General features: G+C 70.1%; 13 protein-coding genes and 1 tRNA gene. 6 read left to right on the top strand and 8 right to left on the bottom strand.

The window, feature by feature from the left end:
- The first annotated feature begins 48 nt into the window (after positions 1-48).
- Positions 49-1,287: a glycosyltransferase gene (locus FHS87_RS18385; protein ID WP_184520853.1), complete on the top strand. Its 1,239-nt coding sequence runs from the start codon at positions 49-51 to the stop codon at positions 1,285-1,287.
- On the opposite strand, the gene putA is transcribed toward FHS87_RS18385, so the two are convergent.
- Complete coding sequence (gene putA / locus FHS87_RS18380; RefSeq protein ID WP_376766445.1) at positions 1,288-4,950, bottom strand: trifunctional transcriptional regulator/proline dehydrogenase/L-glutamate gamma-semialdehyde dehydrogenase; 3,663 nt, start codon at positions 4,948-4,950, stop codon at positions 1,288-1,290. It lies immediately after the preceding gene.
- Positions 4,951-5,079: 129 nt separating this feature from the next.
- On the opposite strand from putA, the gene FHS87_RS18375 reads away from it, so the two are divergent.
- On the top strand, positions 5,080-5,544 hold the full coding sequence (locus FHS87_RS18375; RefSeq protein ID WP_184520851.1) for an Lrp/AsnC ligand binding domain-containing protein: 465 nt from the start codon (positions 5,080-5,082) through the stop codon (positions 5,542-5,544).
- A gap of 9 nt (positions 5,545-5,553) precedes the next feature.
- On the opposite strand, the gene FHS87_RS18370 is transcribed toward FHS87_RS18375, so the two are convergent.
- The 6 genes from FHS87_RS18370 to FHS87_RS18345 form a co-directional block, all read right to left on the bottom strand.
- The gene (locus FHS87_RS18370) at positions 5,554-6,252 is read right to left on the bottom strand and encodes a DUF2161 family putative PD-(D/E)XK-type phosphodiesterase (protein WP_184520850.1); all 699 of its coding nucleotides are present in this window, start codon (positions 6,250-6,252) and stop codon (positions 5,554-5,556) included.
- Positions 6,253-6,262: 10 nt separating this feature from the next.
- Positions 6,263-6,583, bottom strand: a complete 321-nt coding sequence (locus FHS87_RS18365; RefSeq protein WP_184520849.1) for an HU family DNA-binding protein — start codon at positions 6,581-6,583, stop codon at positions 6,263-6,265.
- Between the two features lie 222 nt (positions 6,584-6,805).
- Positions 6,806-8,053 carry an arabinogalactan endo-1,4-beta-galactosidase gene (locus FHS87_RS18360; protein WP_221300105.1) on the bottom strand — a complete coding sequence of 416 codons (1,248 nt, stop codon included), beginning with the start codon at positions 8,051-8,053 and terminating at the stop codon, positions 6,806-6,808.
- Positions 8,054-8,064: 11 nt separating this feature from the next.
- Complete coding sequence (gene glf, locus FHS87_RS18355; protein WP_184520848.1) at positions 8,065-9,210, bottom strand: UDP-galactopyranose mutase; 1,146 nt, start codon at positions 9,208-9,210, stop codon at positions 8,065-8,067.
- Positions 9,203-10,339: a glycosyltransferase gene (locus FHS87_RS24510; protein ID WP_221300104.1), complete on the bottom strand. Its 1,137-nt coding sequence runs from the start codon at positions 10,337-10,339 to the stop codon at positions 9,203-9,205. Before FHS87_RS24510 ends, glf begins: the two co-directional genes overlap by 8 nt.
- Positions 10,340-10,494: 155 nt before the next feature.
- Entirely contained in the window at positions 10,495-11,349 is an 855-nt protein-coding gene (locus FHS87_RS18345; protein WP_184520847.1) for a manganese catalase family protein, read from the bottom strand.
- Between the two features lie 594 nt (positions 11,350-11,943).
- Between FHS87_RS18345 and FHS87_RS18340 the strand changes: the two genes are divergently transcribed.
- The 4 genes from FHS87_RS18340 (at position 11,944) to FHS87_RS18325 (ending at position 14,383) form a co-directional block, all read left to right on the top strand.
- Positions 11,944-12,447 (top strand): YciE/YciF ferroxidase family protein, encoded by a 504-nt coding sequence (locus FHS87_RS18340; protein WP_184520846.1) that lies wholly within the window; start codon positions 11,944-11,946, stop codon positions 12,445-12,447.
- A gap of 53 nt (positions 12,448-12,500) precedes the next feature.
- Complete coding sequence (locus tag FHS87_RS18335; RefSeq protein WP_184520845.1) at positions 12,501-13,010, top strand: ferritin-like domain-containing protein; 510 nt, start codon at positions 12,501-12,503, stop codon at positions 13,008-13,010.
- A gap of 124 nt (positions 13,011-13,134) precedes the next feature.
- A complete protein-coding gene (locus FHS87_RS18330; protein ID WP_184520844.1) occupies positions 13,135-13,374 on the top strand; it encodes a hypothetical protein in 240 nt (79 codons plus the stop codon).
- Between the two features lie 88 nt (positions 13,375-13,462).
- A complete protein-coding gene (locus FHS87_RS18325; RefSeq protein WP_312862041.1) occupies positions 13,463-14,383 on the top strand; it encodes an AEC family transporter in 921 nt (306 codons plus the stop codon).
- A 142-nt stretch (positions 14,384-14,525) separates the two neighbouring features.
- On the opposite strand, the gene FHS87_RS18320 is transcribed toward FHS87_RS18325, so the two are convergent.
- Positions 14,526-14,602 (bottom strand) — tRNA-Met (locus FHS87_RS18320).
- Positions 14,603-14,620 lie beyond the last annotated feature (18 nt).

Below are 14,620 nucleotides of genomic sequence, written 5' to 3'. Positions count from 1 at the left end.
GCCCGCTCCCGGCGCCGCCAGGCCTCCCCGGAAGGTTCGTCTCCCCCGATGAAGGTGTTGCTGGTCCACCCGAACTTCCCCGGGCAGTACGCGCATCTCCTGCCCGCCCTCGCCGCGCGGCCGGGGAACAAGGTCGTCGGCATCGGGGCCCGGCAGTTCCCGGTGCCGGAGGGCGTGACTCTGCGGGTTTACGACCCGCCCCCTCCCCCAGCCGAGGCCGTGCCGCCCCGCGCGCGCCCGGCGGCGGCGGCCGTCGCGCGGGCGGAGCTGGTGGCGCGGCACGCGCTGGAGCTGCGCCGGGGCGGCTTCGTGCCGGACGTGACCTTCAGCCATATCGGCTGGGGCGACACGCTCTTCCTCAAGGACATCTTCCCCGAGGCGGCGCTGCTGCTCTACGCCGAGTTCTTCTACAGCGCGACGGGCGCCGATGTCGGCTACGAGCCCGGCAAGCCCTCCACCGTGCAGGACGCCGTGCGCGTGCGCGCGATGAACATGCCGCTCGCCTCCGCCATCGGGGCCTCGGACTGGGGCATGGCGCCCACGCGCTGGCAGCGCGCGCGCTTCCCCGGCTGGTTCCAGGAGCGGATCAGCCTCGTCCACGAGGGCATCGACACCGCGGTCTGCCGCCCCGATCCCGAGGCGCGCTTCGACCTGCCCGACGGCACCGTGCTGCGCCCCGGGGACGAGGTGGTGACCTATGTCGCGCGGGGTCTGGAGCCCTATCGGGGCTTCCCCACCTTCATGCGCGCCCTCCCCGCCCTGCTGGCCGCCCGCCCTGCGGCGCGGGTGGTGATCGTCGGCGGGGACGAGGCGAGCTACGGCCGCGCGCCCGAGGGTGCGGCGAACTGGCGGGAGGCGATGCTGGCCGAGGTCGGGCCGCTCGACCCCGCGCGGGTGCACTTCCTCGGCCGCATCCCGCATCCGGCGCTGCACGCGCTGTTCCGGGTCTCGGCCGCGCATGTCTACCTCACCGTGCCCTTCGTCCTCTCCTGGAGCGTGCTGGAGGCGATGGCCTGCGGCGTCCTCCTCATCGGCTCGGACACGCCGCCGGTGCGGGAGGTGGTGGAGGACGGCAGGAACGGGCTGCTGACGGACCTCTTCGACCACGACGCCCTCGCCCGGCGGCTGGTCGAGGCCTTGTCCGACCCCGCCCGCTTCGCCCCGCTGCGCGCGGCCGCGCGCCGCACGGTGGAGGAGCGCTACGACCTCCGCCGCGTCTGCCTGCCGCGCCAGCTGGCGGTGCTGGAGGCCCTGGCCGCCCGGCGGCGGCCGCAGACCTATGCCTGATCAGCCAATCGCCATCAGGCTCGCATTACCCCCGGCGGCGGCGGTGTTGGTGCTGACGGAGCGCTCCAGCACCAGCATCTCCAGGGCATAGGGCGCGACGAGCACCGGCACGATCGGTCCCTCCTGCGCGGCGAGCGCCCCGTTGAGGGTGAGCAGCGCCTCCGCCTCGCCCTCGAAGAGCACGGCGGCACAGCCCGCGGCGTCCGGATGCGGCACGACGGAGACGAGAGGCCGCAGCGCCCCGGGCAGCGCCGCCAGCAGCGCCTCGGGCGCGTGCAGGCGGATCCTGTTCCCCGTCGCCAGCGCGGCGCCGAGTTGCAGGAGGAGGCCCCGCTCCGTGGAGGGCATGAGGAGCAGCGTGCCGCGCGGGGCCAGGCCGTAGCGGTTGTCCTCCCCCACCGGCCCGGGAAGGGTGATCTCCGCCCCGGCAGGGGTGAGCGCGGCCATCCGGGCCAGCGCCTCGGCCAGATCGGGATGGCGGGCCCCGGCCAGGTCGCACAGGGCGCGCAGCGCGGCCGGCTCCGGCCCGGCGGGCATCCCCGCCTCCGCGAATCCCGTCCCCATCGGGCAGGCCGCGAGAAGCCGGCGGAGATAGAGCGGCCCACCCGCCTTCGGCCCGGTGCCGGAGAGCCCGTGCCCGCCGAAGGGCTGCACCCCCACCACCGCGCCGATGAGGTTGCGGTTGACGTAGATGTTGCCGGCCCCCGCCCGCGCCGTGACGCGGCGGATCGTTTCGTCGATGCGGGAATGGACGCCGAAGGTCAGGCCGTAGCCGGTGGCGTTGATCTCATCCACCAAGGCGTCCAGCCCGTCCCGACCATAGCGCAGCACGTGCAGCACGGGGCCGAAGACCTCGCGCCCGATGTCGGAGATGGCGCCGATCTCGATGATGGTGGGGGCAACGAAGGTGCCGTGGGCGCATTCCGTGGGCAGCGGGGGGGAGTGCACCGCGTGGCCCCTCGCGCGCATCGCCCCGATATGGCGCAGGATGCCCTCCCGCGCCTCCCCGGTGATGACGGGGCCGATGTCGGTGGAGAGCCGGTCGGGATTGCCGAGGCGGAGTTCTGCCAGCGCGCCGCCCAGCAGCGACAGCACGCGCTCCGCCACATCCTCCTGCACGCACAGCACGCGCAGGGCGGAGCAGCGCTGGCCCGCGCTGTCGAAGGCCGAGGCGATGACATCGGCCACCACCTGCTCGGCCAGGGCGGAGCTGTCCACGACGAGCGCGTTCTGCCCGCCCGTCTCGGCGATCAGCGGCACGGGCCGCTCATCCGGCCCCAGGCGCCCGGCGAGCCCTTGCTGGATCAGCCGCGCCACCTCCGTGGAGCCGGTGAAGACCACGCCGCAGATGCGGGGGTCGCCCACCAGCGCGGCGCCGACATCGCCCTCGCCGGGCAGGAGCTGGAGCGCGTCGGCCGGCAGGCCGGCCTCGTGCAGGATCCCCACGGCGCGGGCCGCGATCAGCGGCGTCTCCTCCGCGGGCTTGGCCAGCACCGCGTTCCCCGCCGCCAGCGCCGCCGCCACCTGCCCCGTGAAGATCGCCAGCGGGAAGTTCCAGGGCGAGATGCAGGCCACGGGACCGAGCGGGCGATGCGTGGCGTTGTCGAAGCCCCGCGCGGCCGCGCCGTAGTAGCGCAGGAAGTCCACGGCCTCCCGCACCTCGCCAACCGCGTTGGGGAGCGACTTCCCGGCCTCCCGCACGATGATGCCGATCAGCTCGGCCATGCGCGCTTCCATGAGGTCGGCGGCGCGGGCGAGGATGGCGGCGCGCCCGGCGGGCGGGGTCGCGGCCCAGGCGGGCGCGGCGGCCTCCGCGCGGGAGAGGGCCTCGCGCACCGCCTCGGGCGTCGCGTGCACCGCATGACCCAGGAGGTCGCGCCGGTCGGCGGGGTTGCGGATCTCGCGGCCAGGCCCCTCCCCGCCCGCGCGCAGGGGCGCGCCCGCGCGCAGCGGCGCACCGGCGCCCGCGGCGAGGGTGGCGGAGAGCGAGGCGAGGGTGTCCTCGTCGCTCAGGTCCAGCCCGGCGGAGTTCGGGCGCTCCTCCCCGAACAGGTCGCGCGGGGGGGCGATGCGTGGATGCGGTGCGCCGACGGGATGGACGGCGCGCGCGGCCTCCACGGGATCGGTGATGAGGTCCTCCACCGGCACGGCGGGATCGGCGATGCGGTTCACGAAGGAGGAGTTGGCGCCGTTCTCCAGCAGGCGGCGGACGAGATAGGCGAGCAGCGTCTCATGCGTGCCCACGGGGGCGTAGATGCGGCAGGGGCGGCCGATGCGCGCGCGGACAGCCTCGTAGAGCGGCTCGCCCATGCCGTGCAGGCACTGGAACTCGTAGTCGCCCCTCTCGAACGCCTCCCCCGCCATGGCGTGAATGGCGCCGACCGTCTGGGCGTTGTGCGTGGCGAATTGTGGGAAGACCGCGTCGGGCGCGCCCAGCAGCTTCCGCGCGCAGGCGAGGTAGGAAACGTCCGTGTGGATCTTGCGCGTGAAGACCGGGAAGTCCGACTGTCCGTCCACCTGCGCGCGCTTGATCTCGCTGTCCCAGTAGGCGCCCTTCACCAGGCGCAGCATGACCCGGTGGCGGCTGCGCCGGGCAAGGTCGATGATCCAGTCGAGCACGAAGGGCGCGCGCTTGCCGTAGGCCTGCACGACAAAGCCGATGCCGTTCCACCCGGCGAGCGAGGGCGCGAGGCAGAGCGCCTCCAGGATGTCGAGGGAGAGGTCGAGCCGGTCCGCCTCCTCGGCGTCGATGTTGATGCCGATGTCGTAGCGGCGCGCGAGTTCGGCGAGGCCGAGGACGCGCGGCAGCAGCTCCGCCATCACCCGCTCCCGCTGCGCGCGGCTGTAGCGGGGATGAAGCGCCGAGAGCTTGATGGAGATGCCCGGCCCGGCATGGAGCCCGCGCCCGGCCGAAGCGCGGCCGATGGCGTGGATCGCCCCCTCATAGTCCCGGAGGTAGCGCGCGGCGTCCTCCGCCGTCGTCGCCACCTCGCCGAGCATGTCGTAGGAGTAGCGGAAGCCCTTCGCCTCCATCGCGCGGCTGTTGGCCAGCGCCTCCGCGATCGTCTGGCCCGTGACGAACTGCTCGCCCATCAGCCGCATGGCCATGCCCACGCCGCGGCGGATCAGCGGCTCGCCCCCGCGCGCGATCAGGCGGGTGAGCGCCGCGCCCAGCCCCGTCTCGTTCACCGTCGCCGTCAGCTTGCCCGTGACGACCAGCCCCCAGGTGGCGGCGTTGACGAAGAGCGAGGGCGAGCGCCCGACATGCGAGCGCCAGTCGCCGCCCGCGATCTTGTCCCGGATCAGCGCGTCGCGGGTGGCGGCATCGGGGATGCGGAGCAGCGCCTCGGCGAGGCACATCAGCGCCACCCCCTCCCCGCTGGAGAGGGAGAACTCGCGCACGAGGCCCCCCACCCCACCGCGCGCGGGCTGGGCGTGCAGCGCCTCCACCAGGGCGCGGGCGGTGCGCCCGGCGGCCGCGGCCATGCCCGGCGGCAGGGTGGCGGCCTCGATCAGCGGCGAGAGGCACTCCGTCTCCGGTCGGCGGTAGGCGGCGGTGATCGCGGCGCGCAGGGGCGGCTGGGGCCGCACCGGGCCGGCCAGGGCGCCGAAGGGCTGCGTGCCGCGCTCGAGGACGGCGGAGGACAGGGGGCTGCTGCTCACGTCGGGGTCCCTTTGCCGGCCAAGGGTGCCGGCCGGCACAGCCTAAGGTCAGGCGCGGCGCATCAGTATGGAGGATTCCGGCCGAGTTGCCCGATAATCCACACCGCAACGGCGTCAGAGGCGCGAAACATGCAGCAGATCGACCGAATCGACCGCCGAATCCTCGATATCCTGCAGCGGGACGGGAGGATCACGAATCTGGAGCTGTCCGACCGAATCGGCCTCTCCCCCACCGCGACCAGCGAGCGGATGCGGCGGCTGCTGAAGGAGGGCTTCGTGACCGGCTTCGGGGCGCGGCTCGACCCGCAGCGGCTGGGCTTCGGCCTGCTCGTCTTCGTCGAGGTGCTGCTGGACAAGACCACCCCGGACATCTTCACCCGCTTCGCGGAAGCGGTGAACCGGGCGCCGGAGGTGCTGGAGTGCCACATGGTGGCCGGCGGCTTCGACTATCTCGTGAAGACGCGCATGGCCGACATGGCCGCCTTCCGGCGCTTCCTCGGCGACGTGCTGCTCAGCCTCCCCGGCGTACGGGAGACACGGACCTATGCGGTGATGGAGGAGGTGAAGAATGACGGCCCGCTGCCGCTCGCCTGAGCGGGCCGCTCAGCCCTGCGCGGAATCGAGCGCCGCGAGACCCGCCGGGGTCAGGCGGTAGGTTCCTCGCTCGACGCGCTCGAACCAGCCATAGACGTTGCGCTGCAGGACGCGCGCCGCCTCCGGCACCCTTCCCGAGAGGTCTCGCACCCTCCCCGGCCCCTCCCGCAGCGCTCGCGCGATGTCCAGCGCCCCCTGCCGGTAGGCCGTCATGATCGGGACGCGGGAGGCGCCGCCCCGGTTCGGGTCGCCCCTGCGGCGCCTGTGCTCGCGCAGCAGCAGGGCGCGGCGACGGGCGTTGCGGCGGGGGCGGTAGGGCTCGGGCTCGGCCAGGACCTCCACGCGCGAGGCCTGGGGATCGACGGCCAGCAGGCCGAAGCCGAGGAGGCGGCAGAGCCGGTGGACCCGCCGGTCCGCGGCATGGCCGCGCCGGGCGGCCCGGATCGCCAGCCACACCTCGTCGGCCAGGGAGAGGCGGTCCACGCCCTGGAGCAGCAGCTCCAGGGTGAAGCCCGTCTTCATCTCGGCGATCACGAGGAAGGGCGGCTCGCCCGCGCGAAGGGCGACGACGTCGCAGCCGCAGACCTCGCCCTTCGGCTCGTAGCCCAGCCCCTCCAGATGCGCCTTCACCGCCTCGTAGAGCGAGGTCTCCGGCGCGCGTGGCGCGCGAGGCCTGCGGGCCCCGCTGGAGGGCCCGCGGGAAGGCATGGTGGCGGGCCTACTCGGCCTTGGTGCGCGCCGCCTTGCGCTTGGCCTTCTTCGCGCCGGCGAAGGCGGCGACCTTCAACGAGGGCGCGGCCTTGAACTTCACCGTGGCGCCGGCCTTCACCGCGACCTTCTCGCCGGTGCGGGGGTTCAGCGCGGTGCGCTTGGGCGTCTCGCGCACGGTGAAGGAGCCGAAGTCGGGCAGGGAGAAGCGGCCGTTCTCGACGATCTGCTCCTTGATCGCGGCGATGATGTCGGCCGCGAGGCGGCCGGCGGCGACACCGGTCAGGTCGGCGGACTGCTGAATGACGTCCGTCAGGAACTTCTTTGACATACAAACACCCTATGTGGATGCCTCGCCGCACCTCCGACGGCCGGGTGCGGAACCGGAGAGGGCAATGGCATCCGCGCTCATACGGCGCCCCGCCGGGTTTTGTGAAGAGAGGGAAAGGGATTTTCTGTAGATCACACTTGAACATTCCGCCGATCCGGCGCAGCGGCGTCAGCCGGAACGTTCCCTTCCCGGCCCGGCGGACCGGGAAAAACCGGGAAGCCGTCAGGCGATTCGCGAGACCTCCGCGCTCTCGGCCTCGCGGATGACCTGCCGCTCCTCCTCCACCTGCCGCAGCACGACGGAGAGTTCGGAGAGAGCGTCCGGATCCTCGGGCACGGAGTGGCCGCGCGCCATCTCATCGAACAGCGCCCTCTGGCGGCGCAGCTCCTCGGCGAGCGGCGCGTGGCGCGGCCGCACCCCGCCCGGCGCCTCCAGCTCGAACAGCCCGTTCGGGCAGTAGCGGTCGTCGTCCCAGCCGAGATGGCTCACGACGGGATAAAGGCAGATGCCGCCGACCGGCACGCCGGCCCGCATCGCCGCGCGCACCTCGGCGCAGACATAGCGGAACCAGGCCGCGCGCGGCGTTCCCTCGATGCTCGTCTCCGCCAGGAAAATCGGCTTCCCATAGCGTTTCCAGGCATCGGCCAGGATCTCGCGGAAGGGGCGGAAGCGGGGGTCGCCGGGCTCGATCGTCCGGCCGCCATGCTCCCACTGGTTGTTCCAGTAGTAGTTCACGCCCATCACGTCGAAGCCGTCCGGCCCCCCGCCCAGTTCCGGCCAGCACTGGCCGACCAGCGCGTCCCAGGCCTGCCACTGCGAGCCGCTATGGCCTTCCGCGCCCTCGCGGTCCTCGGGACGGACCGGCACGACGCGGATCAGGGGATCGACCGCGATGACGCGCGTGCCCGGCACTGCCTCCCGCGCGGCCCGGGCGGCGCGGAGCGAGGCGCGGATGAGCTGGCGCTTCAGCTCCTCGCCCCGGTGCTTCGTGCCCGGGTTGAAATGCCCGGTATCGCCGCCGCCCCAGGCCCAGAAGGAGATCTCGTTCACCGCGCAGACGACCGGCGGCTGCCCCTCCTCCTCCAGCGCGAGGCGGGCGAAGGCGGCGGCGTAGCGCGCCAGCCCCTCCACGAACCCTTCGGACCAGGGGTCGATGTGGTCGGGATAGCCGTAATGGGCGAGGTCCCAGGCCACGCGCACGCCGGCCTTCCGCGCCGCGCGCATCTGCGGCAGCACGCTCGACCAGTCGTAGCGCCCGGGCTCCGCCTCGACGAGATGCCAGCGGACGCCGTCGCGCGCGCCGCGGATGCCGTGTACGGCCAGCGCGGCGTAGTCCTCCTCCGCCAAGTCGTCGTGGCGGGTGGAGGCGACGAGGTCGAGCCGCTTCCGGTCGTGCCGGCGATGGGTCGAGCACTCGAAGCCACCCAGGAAGAAGCTCGGAAAGAGCCCTTCCTGCACGCTGTCCGGCACGCCCAGCCCTCCTAGTCGGCCGCGGCCACGGCGGAGGCCTCGTCGCCTGTGCGGGGCACCGCCGTCTCGATGCGCTTGAAGGTCGCCAGCGCCTGCGCCACCACCTGGTCCATGTTGTAGTAGCGGTAGGTGGCGAGGCGGCCGACGAACCACACGTTCTCCGTCGCGTCCGCCAGCGCCTCGTACTGCTTGTAGAGCGCGGCGTTCTCGGGCCGCGGCACGGGGTAGTAGGGGTCGCCCTCGGCCGCGGGGAGCTCGTAGGTCACGCTCGTCTTCGGGTGAACCTGGCCCGTGAGGTGCTTGTACTCGCTCACCCGCGTGAAGGGCACCTCCTCGCCGGGGAAGTTCACCGTGCCGACGGGCTGGAACCACTCCCGGTCATGCGTCTCGTGCTGGAAGACGAGGGAGCGATAGGGCAGCTTGCCGAAGCGGAAATCGAAGAACTCGTCCACCGGCCCCGTCCAGACCATCCGCCGGAAGGAGAGCTTGTCCTTCACCGCGGCATAGTCCGTGCCCGTCATCACCGTGATGTTCGGATGCTCCAGCATCCGCGCGAACATGGCGGTGTAGCCATCCAGCGGCATGAACTGGTGGGTGTCGGTGAAGTAGCGGTCGTCGTTGTCCGCCCGCGTCGGCACGCGGGAGGTCACGGAACGGTCCAGCTCCGAGGGGTCGAGACCCCATTGCTTGCGCGTGTAGCCGCGGAAGAAGGTCTCGTAGAGCTTCCGCCCGACGCGCGAGACGACCACGTCCTCGGAGGTGCGGATTTCCGGCACCGCCTCGGCACGGGCGGAGAAGAAGGCCTCGACCTCATCCTCCGTGGTCAGGCTCAGCGCGTTCAGCCGGTTCACCGTCGTGCGGTTGATCGGCATGGGCACGAGCATGCCGTCCGCCAGCCGCGCGAGCACGCGGTGCTCATAGGCCCGCCACTTCGTGAACTGCGAGAGATGGGCGAAGACCGCCTCGCTGTTCGTGTGGAAGATGTGCGGGCCGTAGCGGTGGATGAGGATCCCCGCCGCGTCCAGCTCGTCATAGGCGTTGCCGCCGATATGGTCGCGGCGGTCGATCACGCAGACCTTCTCGCCGCGAACCGAGGCCAGCCGCTCCGCGAGGACGGACCCCGCGAAGCCGGCACCAACGATCAGCCAATCAAACATCGGGGGCAGCATTCGAGCTCGTCATTGCACGGGTCTGCGAGCCGGCCGCAGAGCGCCGGGAAGAGACCTGATTGATCAGACCCGCCATGCGGGCCCAGAGGGAGTCCCAGGAGATCTGGGCGAGGCGCTGGTCGGCCTGCGGCAGCCAGGAGGCGCGCGGACGCGCCATCAGGCGCTCGGCGGCCGAGACCACCTCGTCGGGCGTGCTCGCGATCTCCGCCAGCCCCGCCTCGCCGTAGTCGCGCACGACGTCGGCCACCGGGGTGGACACTACGGGCACGCCGGCCGCGAGATATTCGGGCGTCTTGGTCGGGCTGATGTAGCGCGTCGCCTCGTTGATGGCGAAGGGCATGAAGCCGACATCCCAGTTCGCGAGGTAGCGCGGGAGATCCTGGTGCCCCTTGCCGCCGAGCCAGTGGATGTTGGCCGCGCGCGGAAGGCTGGCGGGATCGATCTTCACCACCGGGCCGACCATGATGACGGTCCAGTCCGGCCGGCGCTCGGCGACCGCGCCGACGAGGCCGAGATCCATCCGCTCGTCGATGACGCCGAACCAGCCGAGGCGGGGATGCGGGAGGCCGGCCTGGTCCTCCGGCTCGCCGCCCTCGGGCGTGCCGTTCCGGGCGGGGGCGAAGTGGTGCACGTCCACGCCGCTCGCGAAGAGATGGGTGCTGGGATGCAGGCCGCGCTTCGCCTCGTACAGGCTGCGGCCGCCGGTGAAGACGAGGTCCGCGCGCTGCATCAGGCGGCGCTCCAGCAGGCGCAGGCCCGGGGACGCGCCGCGGAAGGCGGAGAGCTCGTCCATGCAGTCATAGACGGTGACGGCCGGCTGCAGGTGCCCGGAGAAGGAGAGCGCCATCGGCGTGTAGTACCAGGCGATCGCGATGTCCTTCCCGCCCTCGGGACCATCGAGCAGCGCGTCGAGCAGGTCACGCTGGGCGGCATCCGCCCGGACCTCGTCCAGCCCCTGGGGAAGCAGCGGCGTCGCCACGAGCACGTCCTGCGCGGTGCGGCGCAGCTGCATCCGGGGGAGGCCAGCCTCCATGGGCTGGTAGATCGGCTCCTCGATGAACAGCACGCGATGCGAGGCGACAGCGCGGGAGAGGAGATGCTGCGGTCGCTGGAACACGAAGTCCCACCGGAGATGAGAGAAGCAAATGAGTAGGGGCTTCGGTGCCGTACCGCCGTGCGACAAGGGGGGAATGGGGAACACTCCTCAGCTCAGGGGGAGAAAGCCGGCCGCGTCGGTGACGCGGCCGGGAGCGAGAACGGGCTGGGCCGCTCTCACGGATTGGTGACGCCGGCCGGGGGCGTGGTGGAGGTCTGCTCGGTCTGCGCGCCACCATCGGGGCGTGCGGGGGCGAGCTGGGGAACCTCGCCCAGCGGCTTGGAGAGCATCGGCTCGAACTGGCCCTTGCCGTCGAGGGAAGGGCCGCTCGTCCAGCGGCCCTCGGGCACCTTGCCGTCGGCGTCGTGGACGAAGAAGGCGTAGGCGAACTCACTCTTCTCCTGGGACTGCGGGAAGCTGTTCGGGATGGGAAGCTGCGCCTCCATCCCACCCAGCTCCTCGATCACCGCGAGCCACTGCTGCTGGTGCATCGTGTCGCGGGCGATCAGGAAGGAGAGCATGTCCTTCATGCCGGCATCGTCCGTCATGCCATAGAGGCGCGTGGCAAGCGCACGGCCCGTCGCCTCGGCCGCGACGTTCGCGTACATGTCGGCAGCGAGATTGCCGCTTGCGTAGACGTGGCTCGCGTTGAACGGCACGCCGTTGCAGTTCTCCGGCGTGGCGCCAAGCCCCGTCGAGAGGATGTGGCGGAGGTTCATGCCGTTGAGCACCGCGCCGCCGATCGGATCGCGCGATGCCTCCTCCTGGAAGGAGAGCGGCGCGCCCTCAAGATTCATTGCGACGGCCGTGGAGAGCATCTCGACATGGCCGATCTCTTCGGTGCCCGTGTTGAGCAGCATGTCGCGGTACTTCATCGGGCCGCGGGAGCCCCACGACTGGAAGAGGTACTGCATCATCACCCTGATCTCGCCCTCGACGCCGCCGATAGCCTGCTGCAGCGCGCGCGCAAAAACTGGATTGGGCTTATCGACGCGGACCGGATACTGAAGGCGAGGGTTGGCGAAGAACATGAGGACTCCCTTTTGGCTAGAGCACACCGATGAGCGAACCCTCTCTTGCGGCGACACCTCCGGCGACAGCTTAACCTAGGATGCAAGACACAGACCTTTGAGCACATCGTCCCAGGGAATGACCACATCACAAGTGCTTGCGTATCGCGGAGGAGAACCATTTCAGCAGAGGGTTTTCGCGATGCGGCGGCATCGCGCGGCGTGCTAACGCAAGGCCGGCGATGAGGATGCCAAGTCTCATCGATGCTTCACGAGCAGGTTAGCCGAAGGCGAGCGCGGTAGAACTCGTCGGGGGCGCCCTGAGGCACCGGCGGACGGGGCAGGATTTCAGGCCTGCCGACAACGGTGGTTGCGAGAATCTTTGGAGAGCGGCCCAGCATCGCCGGCAAGGAACTTTGAATATTGGCGCAGCGAGGCGAAAATTTAGACGTTTTCAGAATAGCAGATCAGAATCCTGCCAGTGACAGCGAAGCGGCTGCCATTCGAAGGTACAAGCAACACGTTCTTATTTCCGGCCACTCCAAACCGCTGCTGCGAAGCGGCGTTCGTTAGGCTCGCTGTCGAGCGAAGCCTTGATCAGGAGACTTTGGCAATATGACCGAGCTGCGGACCATGCTGATCGACCAGCTCAAAGATGCTTTCAGCGCCGAGAAACAAGCCATCCAGATCCTGCGCAAGACGCTGAGGAAGGTGTCCGAGCCCAAGCTGAAAGAGGGGATCGAGGCGCATATCGGGCAGACAGAGGAACAGCGCGATCGTGTCGAACAGGCACTCGGCGCCCTCAACGCGCGCCCCGGCCGTAAGGTCTGCGAGGCGATGCGCGGCCTCGTGGAGGAGGCGCAGCACGAGATGGAAGAGCAGGACAAAGGGCCAGTGCTCGATCTCGTGATCGTTGCCAGCCAGCAGCGCATCGAGCACTACGAGATCGCTGCTTACGGCACGATGGTCGAGCTCGCGAAGGCAATGGGCGAGAAGCAGGTAGCTGACCTCCTCGCGGCGACTCTGGCGGAGGAAAAGGCTCAGGACGAGCAGCTCACCGAGGTGACACGCAGCTCGATCCTGCCCGCCGCCCTGGAAGGCGAGAAGCAGGCCGCCTAGCGGCCCGTAACGTCGGCCGAGATTTTTTACACTCACAGCAAAGGACAGCCATCATGCAGGAAAGCTCCCGTGATCTCTACGTGACCGGTCTGGTCAATGCCCGCGCCCTGGAGACGCAGGCAATCGAACTGCTCACACGCCAGGTCGAGCGCATCGAGAACTACCCCGAGGTCGAGCAGGCTCTCCGCCGGCACATCACCGAGAGCGAGCAGCAGCGCGAGCGGCTGGACGCTATCCTGGAGAGCCTCGGCACGTCGAACTCCTCCGTGAAGGACTTCATCACGGGCCTGATGGGCAACATGGCGGCGCTCGCGCACGCGCCCATGCAGGACGAGATCCTGAAGAACTCGCTCGCCAACTATGCTTTCGAGCACTTCGAGATCGCCTCCTACAAGTCGCTCCTCGTCCTCGCCGACATCGCGGGCGACACGCGCGCCCCCACCGCGCTCAAGCAGTCCCTCCAAGAGGAGGAGCGCATGGCGCAGTGGTGCGAGGACAACCTTGAGCCGATCGTTCGCAAGTTCGCCGCGCGGGCAGCCCAGGGCGTCAAGGCGGGGATTTGAGAGAAGGCGCCGCCCCAGTGGGCGGCGCTCCCTTCCCGGGCTAGTACCGGGGCTGCTCGATGAAAGATTGGCGGGCCCGGACGCCGGTGCCCGCCATCGTCGATTCCATCACTGGTGACGCGACATGCCGGCGGAAGAAAGCAGCCGTGAGCGGGCGTCGAGGCTGGTGCGGGAGAACGCTGCCCGGATCGAGCGCAGGCGTGGGTCCATCTCTCAGATGACGGCGCTGCGCCAGACGCACCTGCTCGCCGAAGCGCACCGGCTGCTCGCCCTCATGGAGCAGAATCAGGTCTGGTTCCTTCACCGGTTGCAGGCCTTGTCCACCCACGAGGGGGGACACCAGCGCCCCGAACTCGACACCTGAAATACGATCCGGGATCATGTTCCGGGTCAGCAGGGGGTCGTGGAGGCATGATCTTGTCGAAGATGGGGAAGAGGCCGTGAGTGGCGCCGTGCTGCTCGCCCTCATGCCGGTTGTCCTGCTGATCGGATTCGGTCACCTCTTGCGCCGCTACGCCTTCTTGGAGGAGAGCTTCTGGCCCGCAGCCGAGCGCCTCTGCTACTTTGTCCTGCTCCCGTCGCTCTTTCTCCATGGCCTCGCAGGGGCCCGGCTGGATGCATTGCCGGTCTTCCAGCTTGCAGCAACGCTGGTGCTGTCCACTCTCGCCGTCGCGCTGCTTCTTGTGGCGGTGAGACCGCTTCTGCCCATGAACGGGCCGGCCTTCACCTCGGTGTTCCAGGGCGGCATACGCTTCAACAATTACATCGCGATCACCTTGGCGGCGGGGCTGTTCGGGGCACAGGGGGTAGCCCTCGCGGCCATCTGCAACGCGGCCATTGTGCCCACGGTCAACGTGCTCTGCATCCTCGCCTTTGCCCGTTTCGGCAATGCACGAATGAGCGCGACCGGGATCGGCCGCCTAATCGCCACCAACCCGCTCATCCTCGCCTGTGCCGGTGGAATTCTCCTGCAGGCAACCGGCATCGGTCTCCCAGCCGGACTGGACCCGGCACTGCGCAGCTTGGGCGCGGCATCGCTGCCATTGGGCCTTCTCTGCGTTGGCGCAGCCCTTGATTTCGGGGCCGCGCGGTCCTGGGCGGGAGCGATCGCGAGTTCGTCCATCGCGAAGTTCCTGGCGATGCCGCTGGCAGCCCTGCTGGCAGCGCTATCCTTCGGGCTTGAAGGAGCGCCGTTGGTGGTAGTGCTTCTGTTCCAGACGATGCCTACCGCGTCGTCCGCCTATATTCTGGCGCGCCAGCTTGGCGGCGATGCGCCACTGATGGCGGGCATCACTGCCGCCCAGACCGTGCTGGCTGCATTGGCAATCCCGTTGGTGCTGGCTGGGTTAATGGCGTTCAGCTCGCCGTCGTGAAGCATCCCAACGTGGGCAGGTTGTGTCCGGGCTGTTTACGCTCGTCCAACCGTACGGGCAGTCCGGAGTGGCAGCCCCCTCAAGTAGCTCCCGTCGACACGCAACAAAAAACCCCCACGACATACGTCGTGAGGGCCTTGTCTGGATGCGGGGACAGGATTTGAACCTGTGACCTTCAGGTTATGAGCCTGACGAGCTACCGGGCTGCTCCACCCCGCGTGGGTGATGTATCCGTTT

Source organism: Muricoccus pecuniae (assembly GCF_014199205.1).
GTDB lineage: Bacteria > Pseudomonadota > Alphaproteobacteria > Acetobacterales > Acetobacteraceae > Roseomonas > Roseomonas pecuniae.
Note: the sequence above shows the minus strand (reverse complement) of the source record. Positions and strands in the feature narration are given on the sequence as shown.

Coding starts and splice junctions, on each gene's coding strand:
- FHS87_RS18385 (WP_184520853.1), top strand. CDS start 49: ATGAAGGTGTTGCTGGTCCACCCGAACTTCCCCGGGCAGTACGCGCAT.
- FHS87_RS18375 (WP_184520851.1), top strand. CDS start 5,080: ATGCAGCAGATCGACCGAATCGACCGCCGAATCCTCGATATCCTGCAG.
- FHS87_RS18370 (WP_184520850.1), bottom strand. CDS start 6,252: ATGCCTTCCCGCGGGCCCTCCAGCGGGGCCCGCAGGCCTCGCGCGCCA.
- FHS87_RS18365 (WP_184520849.1), bottom strand. CDS start 6,583: ATGTCAAAGAAGTTCCTGACGGACGTCATTCAGCAGTCCGCCGACCTG.
- glf (WP_184520848.1), bottom strand. CDS start 9,210: ATGTTTGATTGGCTGATCGTTGGTGCCGGCTTCGCGGGGTCCGTCCTC.
- FHS87_RS18345 (WP_184520847.1), bottom strand. CDS start 11,349: ATGTTCTTCGCCAACCCTCGCCTTCAGTATCCGGTCCGCGTCGATAAG.
- FHS87_RS18340 (WP_184520846.1), top strand. CDS start 11,944: ATGACCGAGCTGCGGACCATGCTGATCGACCAGCTCAAAGATGCTTTC.
- FHS87_RS18335 (WP_184520845.1), top strand. CDS start 12,501: ATGCAGGAAAGCTCCCGTGATCTCTACGTGACCGGTCTGGTCAATGCC.
- FHS87_RS18330 (WP_184520844.1), top strand. CDS start 13,135: ATGCCGGCGGAAGAAAGCAGCCGTGAGCGGGCGTCGAGGCTGGTGCGG.